Source organism: Microcoleus sp. LAD1_D5 (genome assembly GCF_036702115.1).
Lineage (GTDB): Bacteria > Cyanobacteriota > Cyanobacteriia > Cyanobacteriales > Microcoleaceae > Microcoleus.
Genome location: NZ_JAUBSA010000004.1, coordinates 168737 through 186934 on the forward strand (window position 1 = coordinate 168737; position 18198 = coordinate 186934).

Below are 18198 nucleotides of genomic sequence, written 5' to 3' on the forward strand. Positions count from 1 at the left end.
ATTTCTGCTTTTCTATTACACTCGCTGCAACTTAGCTGTTCTCGGATCGATGATTTTTCTGCCCACACCTGAAAACTTAATTGCCAGATTAGTTTTATCGCCTTCTCCCAAAACGTGAGTAATTTCTCCAACTCCAAAAGCATGATGAAAAACCCGATCGCCTGTTTTCCACTCTGCCGGTTGAGAACTGCCGGAATTAGCTGTTGAATTATTAGTTTTTCCTTTAGATGCAGCCGTTTTCCCGGCTTTAGTTTTCTTCGCACTTCCAGCCAGCAAATGTGTCGGCAATTCCCCTAAGAATAGCGAAGGGGTGCAGTGTTCCCGGAAACCTCCCCAGAGGCGGCGTTCGCGAGTGTGGGTGAGAAATAGCAATTCCTGGGCGCGAGTGATGCCGACGTAGCACAAACGGCGTTCTTCTTCGATCGCTTTCGGGTCGTCCAAACTGCGGAAATTGGGAAATAAACCCTGTTCCATTCCGACTAGAAATACCACGGGAAATTCTAACCCTTTTGCTGAGTGCAGCGTCATCAGCGACACGCGGGAATCTTCTTCCTGCAAGTCATCTAAATCGGATGCTAAAGATGCTTTTGCTAAAAATGATGTCAGCGTCGGTTCTTCGTTTTGTTCTTCAAATTGCAGCACAGCATTGTACAATTCTCTGACGTTTTCTATGCGATTTTCTGCTTCCTCGGTTCCTTGATTTTTCAAATCGTCAATGTAGCCTGAATCTTCGATAATTCCTTGGACAATTTGCGAAGCGGGCAGGGTTTCAACTTGCGATTGCCAACGACCAATCATTTCGGCAAACTTAATAATAGCTTTTGCCGATCGCCCTGCGAGAGTATTGACAGAAGATTCATCGCTGAGGATTTCCCACAACGGAATGCCCAATTGAGTTGCAGCGTCTTCGACTTTGGAAAATGTGGTATCGCCAATGCCGCGGCGGGGAGTATTGATGATGCGTTTGAGGCTGACGCTATCGTCGGGATTGGCAAGCGTCCGCAGGTATGCTAGGATATCTTTGATTTCTTTGCGATCGTAAAACTTGAGGCCACCGACAATATTGTAGGCAATGTCTAAACGCATTAACGCTTCTTCAAAGGATCGAGATTGAGCGTTTGTGCGGTAGAGAATCGCAAAGTTACTGCCGTTTTCGTATTCGGAGTTTTGGCGCTTCAAGGAATGAATTTGACCTGCTACAAATTCCCCTTCATCTAATTCGTTGTCTGCGCGCCAGACAACAATCGGAGCTCCCGGTTCGCGAGTCGGCCGCAGAATTTTCTCGATCCGTTCGGTATTGTGTTCAATCAAGTGGTTCGCGACTTGCAGGATGTTTTCGCGCGATCGATAATTTTCCTCTAATTTTACCATTGTCCGAGTTTTATCGTCTGACAAACCATCTCCAAAATCCTCTTGAAATTCCAGCAATATGGTATAATCTGCCATCCGAAAGCTGTAAATTGATTGATCGACATCGCCCACGACAAAAATCGAGCGGTTTTGCCATTTATCGAATTTTTTCGGGTCGGCGTTATTTGTCACCAGCATCCGAATCAAATCGTATTGAGTGCGGTTTGTATCTTGGTATTCGTCAACTAAAATATGGCAAAACTTTTTATGCCAGTAACTTAATACTTCCTCATTTTGGCTCAAAAGTTTAACAGGAACGAGGATTAAATCGTCAAAATCTAGGGCATTGTTGGCAGCTAAAGCGTCTTGGTAGCGACTGTAAACATCGGCAATCACACGACCTCTGTAATCCGGTTCTGCTGCTTGGTATTCTTGAGGCGACAACCCTTTATTTTTAGCATTGCTGATGATATAGCGGACTTTTCGCGGGTCAAATTTCTTGTCGTCGAGGTTCAGGATTTTGGTGACGATTTGCTTGACGAGACTTTGAGCATCTGACTCGTCAAAAATCGAAAAATTTTTCTTCCACTGGCGGCCTTTTTCGTCTTGGTATTTTTCAATATCGTAGCGGAGAATGCGACCGCACAAAGAGTGAAAAGTCCCCATCCAAATGTGTTTGGTAATTCTCTGGTAAATTTGCGATCGCAATTTCGTCTGCACATCCGGAGTCAAGTCTACCAAAGGTTTGCCATATTCCGCTTCAGCTTGCTGAGTTGCCAGCAATTTCTCAATTCTTTCTTTCATCTCCCTGGCGGCTTTATTTGTAAATGTCACCGCCAGAATATTTTCAGGATCGACTCGATGGGTGCGAACTAAGTTAGCAACTCGGTAAGTTAGAGCTCTGGTTTTGCCGGAACCAGCGCCGGCTACTACTAACAGCGGCCCGTTATAATGGGCGACTGCTTGGCGCTGAGATGGGTTGAGGTGGCTGAGCAAATCAGTGGTTTGAGTCATAGCTAGAAAGTTAGTTTAATTTTTTAAGGGGTAAATAATACTTGGTATGCGATACCGCGAGTTTTTTTAACGTAAGGTGCGCGTAGCGCACCCTATATTATAACTAGAACGGTGATTTTTTAAACTTTAAATATTTTTGGGTCAAGCGAGTTGTTTAAGGTAATGTGCTCGGCGCGCACCCTACACGATAACTAGATAGGTAATTTTTTTTAACGTTTAAATATCCGTGTCAGCCAAATTGCTGCTAATATTCCCAAGCCAATCCAGATGGCGATAATCACAACAGCGGCAGCCCGATTTATCGGTTTTCCCCGCTCTATTTCTGCGGCTGCTTTTTCCCGACACTCGGCTAAAACCTGTGGCGGAATCATCTTCAGTACCAGCCAAATTCCCAAAGGTACAATTATCAAATCGTCCAAGTAGCCGAGAACTGGTATGAAGTCAGGAATTAAATCGATCGGGCTAAAAGCGTAGGCCACCGTAAGCCCTGCTAAAATTCTGGCGTACCAAGGTACTCTCTGGTCTGTACTGGCTAAATAAACAGCGTAAGTCTCTTTTTTGAGTCGGCGGCCAGCTTGTTTTAACCATTGCATATAATGACTAATGACCAATGACCAATGACTAATGACTAATGACCAATGACTAATGACCAATGACTAATGACCAATGACTAATAACTAATGACTAATGACTAATACTTTTTTTAGTTGCTAAAAATGTAACAACCCGGATATTTAGCAATTTCAGTGGGAAGGTAAAGTATAGCATCTGTTGTATGTGAGGAGAATCAAGTTTATGAATTCAAATTTGCAACGTCGCGATCGCATTAATTTCCGTAGTCTGGTAACAGCGTTGTGTTTAACCTTAACTCTCGTTACTTTCGTGGGATTAGATCCGGTGGCGGCTCAAGAACAGCGGATCAGAACGTTGACTGTTACTGGGCGGGGGGTGGAAACGATTCCTACAACTCAAACGGAAGTGCGGCTGGGGGTTGAGGTGCAGGGGAAAACGGCGGCCGAGGTGCAGCAGGAAGCGGCCAGGCGATCGTCCGCTGTGGTAGAGTTGCTGCGATCGCGCCAAGTCGAAAAACTAGAAACTGCCGGCATCACCCTCAATCCCATTTATAACTACGACAACAACCAACAGCGCTTGACGGGCTATACGGCGACGAATACCGTCACTTTTAGGATTAATACTGCATCTGCCGGCACTTTGCTCGACGATGCGGTGAATGCCGGGGCCACACGTATCGACGGCGTGAGTTTTGCCGCCGCCGAAAGTGCGATCGAACAAGCTCAAAAACAAGCACTCAAAAAAGCAACTCAAGATGCTCAATCGCAAGCGGATGCAGTCTTGAGCGCCCTCAACCTCAAGCGGGGAGACATTCTCAGCATTCAAGTCAATGGTGCTAGCGCGCCGCCTCCTATGTACCGGCAATTGGCAGGTGCTCGCGCTGCTGCTGCTGAGGCTACAACGCCTGTGGTGGGAGGGGAACAGCAGGTAGAAGTTTCTGTGACTTTGCAATTTGGATATTAAATAGTTAGGGGTTGAACTGGCCACATCAGCTTGACCCTAACTATTTCTCGATTGATCAAGCAGCTTTTTCTACAAAAAACCTTAGCCGTTTTAACCGCTTCTGCGAGTAGTCGAGCAATTGTTCGCGTTCCAACACAAATATTTCCGCATCTTCGCCCCCAAGAGCCACAACAATCAAAGCATTAACAATTTGAGCGCCAAACAAACTTTCACTCTAAGTAAGTCGGTGGAAAAATTCATAATTATCTAAGAAAATATTAAGTGGCGCGCTCTGAATTAAAGTGTAACTGCTCACCGCAACTTTGTTGCGGTGAGCAGTTACGACAAATAGCTACAACCTATTATGAACTATGAACGCAATCTCTCCTTTTTCAGGGGGAGAGTTCCTCAATAAATAGACTCTCCGTTAAACCCTAGACGATCGCATTCCTCCTAAACAGAAAAGAGTGGACTCTTTTCTAAGATCCACTCTCTATTAAACTTTCTTAGGGCTAGCTTTAACAAGCTGGAGTTAAGCCCTTACTTTACCTAGTCCTTAATGATTCTCTTGTCATGAATGACCACTTGATCCTTGAGTTCTGGACTGCCGGAGATGTGAATATCGCTATCCTTATTTCCCTCTGCGGCGGATTCGGCTAGATATTGGGCAGATGACTTAACATCGTGCGCTGCACGTTTAGCAGATTCGGCTGCATTTTGGGCAGATGACTTTAAATCATGCGCTGCACCTTGAGGAGATGGGGTTGCATTTGGAGCAGAGGATCTAAAATCAGGCGCTGCACCTTTAGCAGCTCCGGCTGCATTTTGGGCAGAGGATCTAAAATCAGGCACTGCAGGTTTAGCAATTCCGGCTGCATTTGGGGCAGATGATTTAAAATCATGCGCTGCACCTTGAGGAGATGGAGTTGCATTTTGGGCAGATGACTTAACATCCTGCTTAACATCCTGCGCTGCACCTTTAGCAGATTCGGCTGCATTTTGGGCAGATGACTTAACATCCTGCTTAACATCCTGCGCTGCACCTTTAGCAGATTCGGCTGCGCTTTGAGCAGATGACTTGATTGATTCGGCTGCACTCTTGCCAGATGACTGAAGCGATTCGGCTGCACTTTTTATAGACGGTTCCACTGCCTTGGCTGTATCTTTTACAGTCGATCTAAGATCCTGAGTGGCCCCCTCAATTTCCTGAGCTACAGCTTTGACAGAAGGCTTAACTTCATCGGCAGTGCTCTTAATAGAGTCCGCTGCACTTTGTATAGAAGGCTTGACACCTTCGACTGTCTGCTTGACTGAATCTTTTACTTCTCTAATCGTAGGTTTGACTTCTTCGGATGCACTCTTGACTGCTTCTACTACAGAAGGCTTGGCTTCCTTAACTGTCTGATTGACAGATTCCGCTATACCTGTAATCGAAGGCTTAGTTTCCTCAACTGTCTCCTTGATTGCTTCTGCTGTAGCTTTGATAGATGGTTTAACATCTTCAGCAGTTTCTTTTACTACTGTCCCTAGCTCTTCTACAGTGTGTGTAATACCGTCTGCTACAGCGTGTGCTGCATCCCCTAAATTATCTACAGCACGGTTAACCGTATCAGCAGTACCTTTACCAATCATAGCGCCAGCAACTGAGCCTGCTACAGCACCAAGAATGCCTCCAGAGCGAGCACCGAGTATACCACCGACGGCAGCTCCAGCTATCCTCGCACCAATGCCTGAGCCTGATGATTGATCTTCCGTTGATTCTGCATTTTCGTTAGTCTGAGCCTGAAGCTGCTGGTTCTCGCTATTGTCAACTTTCTTTTCCGGGAAGTCAGGATTTGTATCAGGCTGGTTAAAAGTCTGCTTATTATCTGTCATAGATATCCTTCGGTATTACTACTACATTCACTAGATTAACTCTTACTTCCAACTAAAATCTACTGCTCAAGAACGAGATTTTGACTGTTACTTAAGAAGTAGATTTGCAAAGGTACTGATCGCTACGGCGCTAGCGACTCGCTGTTCATTCTACTTGGAAAAAGCTGGAGGCGCGCGATCGGACATCTGGCACACTCTTACCTGAGCCATCCAAAAATAACTCATGTATCATGTATACAGATATACAGACTTGTTAAGAGATTAACTATTTATTTCTAAAATTAAGCAAAGTTTATTAAATATCTACAGTTACCGATGTAAATGCTTAATAACTATTGAAAAAAAAGATTTACAGCTTATAAATCCAGGTTTAAAAAGGATATAAAATATATTGTGATTAATATTTTATAATTAATTATTTAATTAAGTGATTTGTTTTGTAGACTTTGCTGATTTACGGTAGGAAAGGCTAAATAAGGAAGTCATAGAAATCAGTATGCACAAACCTTCTGGATTTTCAAATTTTCAACTTATTTTTTTCATACCCTGATTAAGCAACGCCAGATGTTGGAGTGTGCTAACTCACTAACGGGCTCTTTGAACAGCAACTTGGCCGCTTTAGCCACAGACGCGCGATCGCACTTACGTGTAATTGGGCATAAGTTCGATCGCCCCCAACAACCCCCAAAACTTCAATTACTACCGGATCGTCGATCAAAGTGACAGAGATCGACTAAAGTAAACAGAAATTATTATTGGCGGTGATTTGAGTGATTGAGACTTTAGCAACAGGAGTCGCAGCAGCCGGTTCGCTGCTAGCATTGGGCGGGTTAGGCCTAGAGTTGAACTATCGCCGGACTGGAAATGCAAATAAACTAGAACTAACAGCCGGAGAATGGCACTTAGCCATCTCCGAACCCAACCGCTATCTTTTAGTCGGGGAAATGGAGTTCCGCAACCTGACACAGCGGTTCGAGGTTATGTTGCCGGAAGTGCGGGCACAGGTGAAACTTCTGTCTGACGGAAGTTTAGATGGCGTTACTTCCCAGACCAAGGTGATTCCTTGCCACAAAGAGGCAGCAGCCAGAGCAGACGATTACTGGTTCGGCTATATTGTTAAAGCCCAAAAAAACACGAAAATTAAAGTCTCTGTAGACATTCAAGGGCAAGATTTAACCAAATTGCAATCAGCTTGGGTGCAAGTACACTTCGTCACCTACGGCCCAGGCGGGCGCATCCCCAAAGTCCGTAACGTAGTAGTCCCGCTGCAATTTCCCAACTCCGACACCGTACCCATCGCCAGAAATGTCGGAGTGGCAGAAGTCTTGCCGATTCGCACTCACATACTGGCAGAACTGGACAATCCCGTCGAAATTGTCAAGCGGTACGTGTTGCCGCGCGCCCAGAAAGGCGATATGGTCGCCCTGGCAGAAACTCCCCTAGCTTTGATGCAGGGACGCTATCGCCATCCCAGCGAAGTCAAACCAGGATGGGCGGCAAAGCGAGTGTGTTTGTTTTTCTTGCCCACGTCGAGTTTGGCCACGGCTTGCGGAATGCAGACGTTGGTTGATGTAGTCGGCCCTTGGCGCGTAGTAGCGGCATTTGCGATCGGCGCTGTGGCTAAAATATTTGGTAAACCGGGAGTTTTTTACCAGCTAGCAGGGGAACAAGCCAGGCTGATCGACGACGTTACCGGGACTTTGCCTCCCTTCGACCAATTTATTGTCCTCGGCCCAGACAATCCCCAGCAAGTTGTAGAAGAAATTCAACGAGAAACCGGACTTGCCGCGGCGATCGTAGACGCTAATGACTTGAAAGCAGTTAAGATATTAGCAGCGACCTCCGATTTATCGGTAACATTCTTAGAGCAAGCCTTACGAAGCAACCCCGCCGGGAATGGTGACGAGCGAACACCGGTCGTTGTAATTCGACCTCTACCACAAAAATCTTGAGTTGAAAACTGAAAATTAAAAATTCAAAAAGATGATTTGCAATTTTTAATTTTCGATCGACCAAGAAAGGGAGAAGAATCAAAAGTTATAAGTTTTGAACTCAAAATTTACCCATTCAAAACTCAAAACTTATCTAAACTCTTCCCCTTTCTGAATTTTTATTTTTAAATTTCCATTCTCCACTTTTATGCTATGACTTCATTTCCCTCCCAAAACCAAAACCAGGTTGTGATTCGCCCGTTTCAGTATCGCGACATCGAGGTGATGGAACAACTGTGCGCGGAAACAGCCGAAGAGCCAGAAAATCGCAAGGGCGCAAGCTGCGACTTGGTACTAGGTAGAAAGTTGCAGCAGATTCGCCGCTGGTACGGACTGCTAAAGATTTTTAGCTTGTTTCCCAACCCTTGTCAGTCTCTGTTCCGGGCCCACGTTGCCGAAGAAGAGGGGACTGTTAAGGGCATAATTCAGATTTCTCCTTTCAACCGCACCCGCAGCACTTGGCGGATCGATCGCATAGGAGTAGACCCGGAAGCCCGCAGCAAAGGAATTGGTTCAATGCTGCTGCGCTACTGCTTTGAGGCAGTCTGGGAGGCGCGGACATGGCTGTTGGAAGTGAATGTCGGCGACACAACTTCCCTGGCTTTGTATCGGCAAAACGGGTTTCAGCCTTTGGCCCAGATGACTTACTGGACGATCGCCCCAGAACGCCTGCAAGAAATGGCCAACTCGACCCCAGATTTGCCCAACCTGCTGCCGGTCAGCAACGCCGACGCTCAGTTGCTCTATCAACTGGATACCGCGTCTATGCCGCCGCTGGTGCGCCAAGTATTCGATCGCCACATTCAAGATTTCAAAACCAGTTTTTTCGGCGCTTTAATCGAAGGTGTCAGACAGTGGCTGGGCAAAACAGAAGTAGTTAGCGGTTACGTATTTGAACCGCAGCGCAAAGCCGCGATCGGCTATTTTCAGGTGCAGCTATCCCGCAACGGCCAGCAACCGCACGTCGCCCAGTTGACCGTACACCCGGCCTACACTTGGCTTTACCCAGAACTGCTGTCTCAGATGGCGCGCCTCGTTCAAGATTTCCCACTTCAAAGCCTGCAACTGGCTTCCGCTGACTATCAGCCGGAACGGGAAGCTTATTTAGAGCAATTTGGAGCAGTGCGCGTGGAACACAGTTTGCTGATGTCTCGATCGGTGTGGCACAAATTGCGCGAGTCCAAGTTGGTCTCTCTCGAGGGACTCCAGCTATCAGAAATGTTGCAAAGTTTCCAGCCAACTCGCAAACCCGTACCGGGCCGGATGTCCTGGCTCGGCCCGATCGCTGGGGAAGCAACAGCAGGGCACCCGTCCTGTGAGATTAAACCTCTGTTGGCTGACTCAGGAAACAGCCAAACGAATCAAGTTAACCCCTTGGGTGGCCAAAATTCCGAATCAGCAGCAACTGATGGCAGCAGCATTTTGCCTTTAAATCTGCCAGAGTTGCCTCTAGACGGTGGCTGGCCCGGAGAACTCAATTCTTAATAATTGAAAGCAGAAGGTAAAAGGTAGAAGACAGAAAAAAATAGAATTAATCATCCAAAAAGTTCATTTTTTCGGTCATAATTCCAAAATACCCCTTCTGCTTTTGATTGATATCAACTTAAGATTACCTATCTTCTTCTTACTTTCTTCTCTTATTCCTTCGCGTCCTTAGCGTCTTCGCGGTTCGTTAAATAAGATTATTTCCGCAAAAAAACAGTAAATCTAAAATCTAAAATCTAAAATCTAAAATTGCTTGATTGATAATGTCCAAGGATAAATTATGGATTTCAGCACTGGGATTAGATATCGGCCTCAAACGAGTCGGCATCGCCGGGTGTGACGGCACGGGTTTAATAGCTACGGGCATTACAACACTGGTACGATCGTCCTTCGATCGAGACGTAGCTTATCTCCGAGAGATCGTCTGTGAGCGGAGAGTGCAAATTTTGGTTGCAGGCTTGCCCTACTCCCTGAGCGGAGAATTGGGCGCTCAAGCCCGACAGGTGCAGAAATATGCGAATCGCATCGCCGCAGCCTTAGAGCTCCCCCTAGAATACGTGGACGAGCGCCTGACTTCGGTTGAGGCAGAGGAATTGATGAAAGCTTCAGGGATTTCGCCGTCGCAAAATAATAAGGGTTCGATCGATCGCAAAGCAGCAGCCCTGATTTTGCAGGAGTGGCTAGACGAGCGAAGGCAAAATATCTCCGCCCTTCCCAATCCTTGATAGCTTGTAACAGAGGCGTGATATCCTGGTTGTGCAAGTTTGCTACGCACACCTGTAACCCTTGACAAACTGGAGAAAATTCTGCTGTACCCTCGGTACTAAAGAAGCACAAAATCGTGATTTGTCCTCAGTGTCGCTTGCTGACTCGACTGAGATTTAAACGCTGCACTCCTCGCCTGTGGAAAAAGCCGCGAGTCTCGCGGTTTAAGCTTGTGAACTGGCGATTGCCCACTTAGCCAGAATATCGCCACGAAAATTCCCAATTGTCAAGCCAACGTTACTGAATTATTGACGGAAAACTAAGATACACGCGATGTCCTCATCCCCATACCGCAAAAAAGAGAATGGCAATTCCAACGAAGAGTCCGTCACCCTGACGGATGAAGTTGGGCGATCGCTGACTTGCAACATAGAATATTCTATGAATCTCGAAGGTCAAGAATACGCTTTGCTGCTGCCAATTGACTCGCCAGTAGAAATTTTTACCTGGCACGGAGACGATAACGACGAAGCAGCAATTCCTGTAGAAGACGAGACCGAAATTGACAAAATTTTTGAGACTGCTAAAGTTGTCCTGCAAGAGCAGAACTTGACGCTCCGACGCACAGCGGTGACGCTGACTGTGGTTGGCGAATTGCCGGAATTTCCCGAAGAGGATATGGCATCTGATGTCGATCCAGATGAGGAGTCGGAGTTCGAGGAGCTCATGTGGCTGACCAGTTTCTACCACGAAGAACAGGAATATGCAATTTATACGCCTCTAGACCCGTTCTTTATCTTGGCTAGAATGGATGATGACGGCAAGCCAGAATTGCTCTCGGAAGAAGAGTTCCAAAGGCTGGAACCGATGTTACCTATGCTGGAAGACCAGTTCTTTGACGAGCTTGATTAGATATTAATGGCAGGCACAAGCCCTGATGGCAAAAAGCAGAATTTTTTACTATTTTATAAAAAAGTAAACTGCTCGCCCGATCGAACTTTTTCGAGGTGGCCGCTTCGGCCTTCGCGATCGGGCTTTTGAATTGGGCCGCGTGAATTGGGTCTTTTAAAGGGCTTGTATTCGTAACTTTTCGGTCATCAATCGCAGGTCATCAGTCATTAGTCGCTAGTTAACCGCCACTTATCCAGGACAACGGACTATGAATAAAGAACAAATGACAAAAGGCAGGGCGCGCGAGGGCCGAAAAGGTACTCCGCAAGTCTCTAAATGGTTGTTTTATCTGGCGTTGCTGCCGGCAATCTGGGGGGTTTGCGCTTGGCAAGGCTGGGCTTGGTGGAGCTGGGCTTCGGCGCCGCCTAAAATAGCTGAAACGTCAACTTCCCCCGGAGAGGATGCTGCTGTTTCGATCCAAATCCCGGAGGGTACTCCAAGTCAAAAAATTGGCCGGGATTTAGAGGCTGCGGGGTTGATTCGATCGAGTTCGGCATGGAATATGTGGGCCCGCTGGCTGACTCTGCAAAACCGCGAGGGAGGTTTTCAAGCAGGAACTTACCAACTGTCGCCGACTCAGCCTCTGAGTGCAGTTGCTGAGAAAATTTGGAAGGGCGAAGTCGCACAGCAGAGTTTCACGATTCCAGAAGGGTGGTCGCTGCAACAAATGAGCGCTTATTTTGAAGCGCAAGGTTTTTTTCCGGCTAAGGATTTTATGGCGGTGGCGAGTCAAGTTCCCTACGCTCAGTACCCTTGGCTACCGAGTGGCCTGCCTCATTTGGAAGGGTTTTTGTACCCGGATACTTATCAGCTAGACGGTGATGCAATTAGCCCGGAAGCTGTCATCAAGCAAATGCTCGATCGTTTCGAGCAGTTGGCTTTGCCGATATATCAAAAAAATCAGAAGAATACTAATCTGGATTTGAAAGAGTGGGTGACGCTGGCGAGTATTGTAGAAAAAGAAGCTGTGGTTGCTTCCGAGCGCAATCGTATTTCTGGAGTGTTCAACAACCGTCTGAAAAAGGGTATGACGTTGGGATCTGACCCGACAGTTGAATACGCTCTCGGCATCAGGCAAACTAAGGAAAAGCCTCTGACTTTTAAGCAAGTAGAAACGCCTTCTCCTTACAATACTTATATAAATCCAGGACTACCCCCAACTCCGATCGCATCTCCGGGAATAGCAAGTCTGGAAGCGACTCTGACTCCGGAAAATACAGAATACCTGTATTTTATGGCTCGATACGACGGCACTCACATTTTTAGTCGCACGCAGACGGAACACGATGCTGCTATTGCTAAAGTTGAGCAGCAGTTACGATTGAATCCATAGATTGGCAATGACTAATAAAAAAGTAAAAAGTCAAAAGTAACAAAGGAAAAGCCATAATTATTAACTTTTGATTTTTTACTTTTTCAATCTTTAACTCCCAATTTCTTATTTCTCAATCTAAAATCTAAAATCTAAAATCTAAAATCATTATGACTTGGGGTAAATTACTACAGCCTGACTTAGTTCTAGGCGATTCTGTCATGAAGTTAACGGCTGATATTCTGCAGAAATATCAGATAAAAGGATTAGTGTTGGATGTGGACGAAACTCTTGTTCCCATTACGGCAATGAATGCTTCTCCTGAACTCAGCTTGTGGGTGCAAGAAATTAAACCCGTGGTATCGCTATGGTTGGCAAGCAATAATTTAAGTCAAAATCGGATCGGTCGAATTGCTGATTCTTTGAATCTACCTTACATCACGGGTGCTGCTAAACCGTCGCGCCGCAAGTTGCGAACAGCAGTGACGGCGATGAATTTGCCGGTGGAACAGGTGGCGATGGTGGGCGATCGACTTTTTACTGATGTTTTAGCTGGCAATCGTTTGGGTATGTTCACTATTTTAGTGGAACCAATGGTTGATGCTGGGTATGCGCTTCGCAAGTATCCGGTGCGCTCTTTTGAAGTTTGGGTTTCTCAAGTTTTGGGGGCTTCTCTTGATAGCAGAAAGTAGAAAGATTTAAATGAGTAAAACTATTGTTGTTAAAATTGGAACTTCGACTCTGACTCGATCGACTACCGGAAACTTAGCTCTTTCAACTATTGCTGCATTAGTCGAAATTTTAGCTGATTTGCGGCAGCAAGGCCATCGAGTAGTTTTGGTTTCTTCGGGTGCGGTTGGGGTGGGCTGCGCGCGCTTGGGCTTGACGGAACGCCCGCGAAATATCGCTCTGAAACAGGCTGTGGCGGCCGTGGGCCAAGGGCGGCTGATGCGGGTGTACGATGACTTGTTTACTACTCTACAACAGCCGATCGCTCAAGTATTGCTCACCAGGGGCGATTTAGTGCAGCGTAACGGTTATGTTAACGCTTACAATACTTTTCAGCAACTGCTCAGATTGGGCGTGATTCCGATCGTCAATGAAAACGATACTGTGGCGGTAGACGAGCTCAAATTTGGCGATAACGACACGCTTTCGGCGCTAGTAGCGAGTTTGGTAGAAGCAGATTGGTTGTTTGTTCTCACAGATGTCGATCGGCTGTATTCCGCCGATCCCCGCAGCAATCCCGACGCGCAGCCGATCGCCCTAGTCCAAAGTATGGCACAGCTCACAGAATTTCAGGTGCAAACAGGAGATTCCCGCAGCGGCTGGGGAACCGGCGGAATGGTGACAAAAATTGAAGCGGCGAGAATAGCAACTGCATCGGGAGTGCGGACTGTCATCACTGACGGCTGCTTTCCTGGTAATATCGAGAAAATACTGAACGGAGAGTCGATCGGTACTCAATTCGAGCCTCAACCGCGCCCTGTAAACGCTCGCAAACACTGGATAGCTAACGTGCTAATTCCGGCAGGAAAACTATATTTAGATGCGGGTGCTGTCAAAGCAATTTCCCACGGCGGAAAATCGCTTTTAGCTGCGGGTATTGCTCAAGTTGAAGGAGAATTTCAAGCTGATGATTCCGTGCAGTTGTGCGATGCAGCCGGCAAGCAAATTGCTAGAGGACTTGTGAATTATAGCAGTTTAGAATTGAGACAAATCCAGGGCTGCAAGTCAGAGAAAATTGCTGAGATTTTAGGCTATGCAGGCGTAGAAACGGCGGTACACCGAGATAATTTAGTAATTGTTTAAACTAACAAATATCGAGACAGTCGATCGGGCAATGAGCGAAGGCAGAAATTGAAGATATTTGCAGCACAGTCTTGCAAGAATTTGTTTGGCTGTGTCGGAACAGCTCGTTCATCGCTTCTGTAAACAGTTCAAATACATTTTGTGCTAATTCTAAAGCTGCTTGGCATTCCCCATTAGTAAGTTTTATCTCTCCTAAAACTTCCAACATCTCTGGCGTGTTTAAAAGGTGATAATTTTCTAAACCCCCATAACCTCCTCCAAAATCAACATATTCTTTTTGGGTAATTTGCTGTAATTCCATTACCACTGCTAGCGCCGCTTCAAAAAACACTTGGGCAGTTCCTTCGAGGACTTCCACTAACACCAGCTTCTGAATAGGAGAAGCTTTCCAAGCGTAGCGTTCGAGCACTGAACAGAGCGATCGAGTTTTTTTAGTTTCTTCACCCCAAAGCAGTCTGAAGTCGCCGTAACTCATTAATTGGTTTAAGCCTAGTTCCTCTAGGTATTCTAGATAGTCGTGCCAGTAATAGTTTTTTTTATAAGTATATTTATTAATTAGTTCTTGAACTTTGTTATTACTAGAAGATTCTCGCAGTACATATTTATTTAAATCACTCAATCCCACAGCTAAAGGAGCGAGTACAGGTGCAAAAATTAGTCGTTGATTCGCGTGAATGTGTTTATTGGCTAGAAAGTCAAACAATGGCAATTTGGCAAATTCTTGCTTTTTAGGTTCAATGAATGCTACAATGCCTTTCATACTTTTTTCGCCTGAATGGTTACTGTCAAGATAATCTTCATACATCTGTTAATTATCTATATTTTCGACCATAAATAATTGTGTTTATTATCATACATATTTGTATTTAACATCATAGGTAAGAGTGTTGGCAGTCACAGGAAATTGTGACTTGTATCATATTGTGCCAGAAGTTTGAGCATCTTGCTCGCTAGAGATAAACTGTTCTACATTTACATTGCATATTTCGGGCGTTGCTCAAAGCCACCCTACAAGAGTTGGATTATTTATTTACAGCTAATTTAAAGGCTGATTAGCTTATCTAGGACAAGTGAGCATCCTGCTCGCACTCCTAAAAAATGCTTTTTACAAAATCCAGGGGAGCCATGCAAATCACTCCTAGACACATAGGGGTCTAGAAACCCGGTTTCTTCGCAGATTCCTCGCTGCTAAACCCAGATTTCTCGTAGAAACCGGGTTTCTTTAACCCTTGCTTTTATTGCTTCTTCCCTCTTTCCTCTTCCCTCTTCTTATTCCTTCTTCCTTCTTCCTTCGGCCATAAGTCTCAAAATGACAATTTCCCATTCCCAGAATTGCCTTTAGGTGCGTTCTGAGTTACTCTATCTTTTGGATCAGTTCACACAATTATAGGAGTTAATCTTGGAACGGACTTTTTTAGCGATTAAGCCCGATGGCGTACAGCGCGGACTCGTCGGCGAAATTATCGGTCGTTTTGAAGCCAAAGGCTTTAAGCTAGTTGGCATGAAGCTAATCACGGCGAGTCGCGAACTTGCCGAACAGCATTATGGCGTACATAAAGAAAGACCCTTTTTTGCGGGACTGGTAGACTTCATCACTTCCGGGCCGATGGTGGCGATGGTGTGGGAAGGCGACGGCGTTGTGGCCTCGGCGAGGAAAATGATTGGCGCAACAAATCCTCTGAATTCAGAACCGGGGACAATTCGCGGCGATTTGGCGGTGAATGTGGGTCGCAATATTATTCATGGTTCTGATGCTGTGGAAACTGCCCATGCGGAAATTAGCCTTTGGTTCAAGGAAGAAGAATTGAGTGCTTGGACACCTTGTTTAACTCCTTGGATTGTGGAATAGTTTTGATATTCTCCCGATGGTTAATCGGGAGATATAGCATTTCTCAAACAGATGAACTCTCCTATCGCGGACTCACTCATAACTGTAAAATATAGAAGAGTTTGACATTTTTACTCCTTACCAAGCTATTGCTAGTAACGAGAAGAAAAAATGTTAATCAGAACTTAAAAACTCCAAATAATTATTAGTCAATTCTTTGACTGCTAATTCGTAAAACTGCTGACCGTGTTCAGGGGTTGCTAAGCCGGGATTTGAACCCATTCTCCCGTCGGGAAATCGGCGGCGGAAGTCAGTAGCACCGTAAATTTTGTGCCCGGAAGCGACTTCTTCCGAAAGCGGAGCTTGCTTGATTGCTTCTGGATAAAGGTACTGGGTTAAGGCGATTTCGCTGGGGGTGGCGTGGGAACCTTCTTGGTTTCCGTATAATTCTTTTGCTAGTTTGTACACTGAACCGCACATGAACCAGTTGCCGATTTGACACTGGATTCTTTCGGCATTCGGTAAATTTAAGTCAGACAAATGCGCGTATGTCTCGGAAAATGCTGCTTTCATCGTCGCAATGTTGCCGCCGTGACCGTTGATGAAGAAATATTTCTCAAATCCAGCTTTTGCCAAAGATGTGATATAATCTCTGATTACGAGTATCAGCGTCTGCGGTCGGAGGCTGATTGTGCCGGGAAAGCTGGTGTGGTGCAAAGCCATCCCTACATTAATTGTCGGGCCGATTAAGGCATTGGCAGCTTCGCCGACACCGCGGGCGATCGCACTCGCAGCAATGGCGTCAGTCCCGATCAAGCCGGTGGGCCCGTGCTGTTCGGTGGAGCCGATCGGGATAATTATGCCTCGGGAGCTTTCGAGATAAGCTTCTACCTCGGGCCAGGTACTCAAATGCAGCAACATGATAGGCAGTCTACAGAATTTTTACTTGCTATCGTCGATCGTAGCGGGCACGGGAAGAAAAAGGAATTTCGGCAAACTTATTATTGTATTCTTAAAAAAAGCTCTACAGTGCGATCGCACCTTTACCGTTATATTACTTAACGTTAATAATTTAACCACTTGATAATCAAAACTTTACCTTTTAATAACCTTTTAAGAGTAGTATAACAACCATATCCCTCTAGATTGGGTGTTACGTGGTCAATTAACAGCGGGCAATGTTTTATGAAATTAACACCGACCCCGAAAAATGACCAGACTTCTGAGTCCTGGACGCAGGCAGACAGCGCGGTTCCGGCAACTGCTCTACGGCTGTATTCCTTACACGAGCAAGTAGCAAAGGTCGAGCGCGTGTCTGTGGGGTGGACTGGCGAAAGATTCTAAGCGATCAATCAATCAATCAAATGGCGATCGTACAAGCGATCGCAGCGCGAGAGTGCCTCAGCTACTGAAGAAGGTACCTCGCGCTAGCCACATACAAACATCACTCCCACTGATATTTATGTCTTCTGCTGAATTAAGCGAAAGTCCTTCAAGGTTGGCTGTTGGACAAGCCGGCCGTATCTTGTTATTGGAAGGTGAAGACCTGTTGCGGGAAATGCTAGCTTTAGCCCTTAAAGAACAGGGCTATGAGGTGGTGGTTACTAGCGACGGGCGCAACGCTCTGCCTTCTGTGCAGGCTTCTTCATACCAGAGTGAATTTGCCTTTAACCTGTTAATTATGGATTCAATCAACGGTTTGGATCTGTGTCGAATGTTACGGCATCAAGGAAATCCCGTCCCTATTTTGATTATCGGTGCTAGAGGAAGTGCCAACAATTGCGCTTTTTATCTAGAAGCCGGATCGGATGATTATCTGACCAAGCCTTTTGGAATGCGGGAGTTTATCGCTCGCTGTCGGGCGCTGATGCGGCGCCAGCGCCTCGGTCAGTTGCGACAACCGATGATGCTGCAATATAAGAGCATAACTCTGTATCCTGAAGAGTGCCGCGTGTTGGTTCGCGGTCTGGAAGTGAAATTTTCTCCTAAACAGTTTCGCTTACTAGAACTATTTATGAGTTATCCCCGGCGAGTTTGGTCTCGTGATCAGTTGCTGGAAAAAATTTGGGGTCAAGATTTTATCGGAGACAGCAAAACAGTTGACGTGCACATCCGCTGGCTGCGGGAAAAGTTGGAAATAGATCCGGGCCAACCGGAATATATCATTACGGTACGTGGGTTCGGCTATCGATTTGGTTAATTTTTTAATCAGTTGTAGGGTTGCAAGTTGCCGTCGAATAAACGTAGGGACACAACATTCTTGTGTCCTTATTTGTCTATGTAGGGCTTGCTGAAAAAGTGAGAAAACAGCATTTAGAAAGATGAGTGAATTCGAGTTCTCCTCGGCAATATAAGTTTTG

The 18198-nt window shown here is 45.9% G+C and carries 18 protein-coding genes; 12 read left to right on the top strand and 6 right to left on the bottom strand.

The window, feature by feature from the left end; translation table 11 throughout:
• Positions 1–15: 15 nt before the first annotated feature.
• Together pcrA and QUA70_RS03620 are read right to left on the bottom strand one after the other, a co-directional pair.
• Entirely contained in the window at positions 16–2364 is a 2349-nt protein-coding gene (pcrA, locus tag QUA70_RS03615; protein WP_333345047.1) for a DNA helicase PcrA, read from the bottom strand.
• 209 nt (positions 2365–2573) lie between these two features.
• The gene (locus tag QUA70_RS03620) at positions 2574–2957 is read right to left on the bottom strand and encodes a YkvA family protein (RefSeq protein WP_333324615.1); all 384 of its coding nucleotides are present in this window, start codon (positions 2955–2957) and stop codon (positions 2574–2576) included.
• Positions 2958–3159: 202 nt separating this feature from the next.
• On the opposite strand from QUA70_RS03620, the gene QUA70_RS03625 reads away from it, so the two are divergent.
• Positions 3160–3900: an SIMPL domain-containing protein gene (locus tag QUA70_RS03625; protein ID WP_333324617.1), complete on the top strand. Its 741-nt coding sequence runs from the start codon at positions 3160–3162 to the stop codon at positions 3898–3900.
• Positions 3901–3955: 55 nt separating this feature from the next.
• Here QUA70_RS03625 and QUA70_RS03630 read toward each other — a convergent pair whose 3' ends face one another.
• Positions 3956–4105, bottom strand: a complete 150-nt coding sequence (locus QUA70_RS03630) for a hypothetical protein (protein WP_333324618.1) — start codon at positions 4103–4105, stop codon at positions 3956–3958.
• Positions 4106–4428: 323 nt separating this feature from the next.
• The gene (locus tag QUA70_RS03635; protein ID WP_333324620.1) at positions 4429–5754 is read right to left on the bottom strand and encodes a hypothetical protein; all 1326 of its coding nucleotides are present in this window, start codon (positions 5752–5754) and stop codon (positions 4429–4431) included.
• 770 nt (positions 5755–6524) lie between these two features.
• Here QUA70_RS03635 and QUA70_RS03640 point away from each other — a divergent pair.
• The 7 genes from QUA70_RS03640 to proB all read left to right on the top strand — a co-directional run bounded on the left by QUA70_RS03640 (position 6525) and on the right by proB (position 14010).
• A complete protein-coding gene (locus tag QUA70_RS03640) occupies positions 6525–7706 on the top strand; it encodes a F420-0:Gamma-glutamyl ligase (RefSeq protein WP_333345048.1) in 1182 nt (393 codons plus the stop codon).
• Between the two features lie 192 nt (positions 7707–7898).
• Positions 7899–9230, top strand: coding sequence for a GNAT family N-acetyltransferase (locus QUA70_RS03645; RefSeq protein ID WP_333324624.1), 1332 nt, complete (start codon positions 7899–7901; stop codon positions 9228–9230).
• A 263-nt stretch (positions 9231–9493) separates the two neighbouring features.
• Positions 9494–9955, top strand: a complete 462-nt coding sequence (ruvX, locus tag QUA70_RS03650; RefSeq protein WP_333324626.1) for a Holliday junction resolvase RuvX — start codon at positions 9494–9496, stop codon at positions 9953–9955.
• Positions 9956–10268: 313 nt separating this feature from the next.
• Entirely contained in the window at positions 10269–10847 is a 579-nt protein-coding gene (locus tag QUA70_RS03655) for a DUF3727 domain-containing protein (protein WP_333324628.1), read from the top strand.
• Between the two features lie 247 nt (positions 10848–11094).
• Positions 11095–12219, top strand: coding sequence for an endolytic transglycosylase MltG (gene mltG, locus QUA70_RS03660; RefSeq protein ID WP_333324630.1), 1125 nt, complete (start codon positions 11095–11097; stop codon positions 12217–12219).
• A gap of 149 nt (positions 12220–12368) precedes the next feature.
• Positions 12369–12890 (top strand): YqeG family HAD IIIA-type phosphatase, encoded by a 522-nt coding sequence (locus QUA70_RS03665; RefSeq protein WP_333324632.1) that lies wholly within the window; start codon positions 12369–12371, stop codon positions 12888–12890.
• A gap of 10 nt (positions 12891–12900) precedes the next feature.
• Positions 12901–14010 (top strand): glutamate 5-kinase, encoded by a 1110-nt coding sequence (proB, locus tag QUA70_RS03670; protein WP_333324634.1) that lies wholly within the window; start codon positions 12901–12903, stop codon positions 14008–14010.
• 1 nt (position 14011) lies between these two features.
• On the opposite strand, the gene QUA70_RS03675 is transcribed toward proB, so the two are convergent.
• Complete coding sequence (locus QUA70_RS03675; protein WP_333345050.1) at positions 14012–14770, bottom strand: hypothetical protein; 759 nt, start codon at positions 14768–14770, stop codon at positions 14012–14014.
• A 639-nt stretch (positions 14771–15409) separates the two neighbouring features.
• On the opposite strand from QUA70_RS03675, the gene ndk reads away from it, so the two are divergent.
• Positions 15410–15859 (top strand): nucleoside-diphosphate kinase, encoded by a 450-nt coding sequence (gene ndk, locus QUA70_RS03680; RefSeq protein WP_333324638.1) that lies wholly within the window; start codon positions 15410–15412, stop codon positions 15857–15859.
• A 153-nt stretch (positions 15860–16012) separates the two neighbouring features.
• On the opposite strand, the gene QUA70_RS03685 is transcribed toward ndk, so the two are convergent.
• Positions 16013–16759 (bottom strand): creatininase family protein, encoded by a 747-nt coding sequence (locus QUA70_RS03685; protein ID WP_333345052.1) that lies wholly within the window; start codon positions 16757–16759, stop codon positions 16013–16015.
• On the opposite strand from QUA70_RS03685, the gene QUA70_RS03690 reads away from it, so the two are divergent.
• The 3 genes from QUA70_RS03690 (at position 16748) to QUA70_RS03700 (ending at position 18038) form a co-directional block, all read left to right on the top strand.
• Positions 16748–16900 (top strand): hypothetical protein, encoded by a 153-nt coding sequence (locus QUA70_RS03690; protein WP_333345055.1) that lies wholly within the window; start codon positions 16748–16750, stop codon positions 16898–16900. The genes QUA70_RS03685 and QUA70_RS03690 overlap by 12 nt on opposite strands.
• A gap of 123 nt (positions 16901–17023) precedes the next feature.
• The gene (locus QUA70_RS03695) at positions 17024–17182 is read left to right on the top strand and encodes a hypothetical protein (protein ID WP_333324642.1); all 159 of its coding nucleotides are present in this window, start codon (positions 17024–17026) and stop codon (positions 17180–17182) included.
• 118 nt (positions 17183–17300) lie between these two features.
• The gene (locus QUA70_RS03700; protein WP_333345057.1) at positions 17301–18038 is read left to right on the top strand and encodes a response regulator transcription factor; all 738 of its coding nucleotides are present in this window, start codon (positions 17301–17303) and stop codon (positions 18036–18038) included.
• Positions 18039–18198 lie beyond the last annotated feature (160 nt).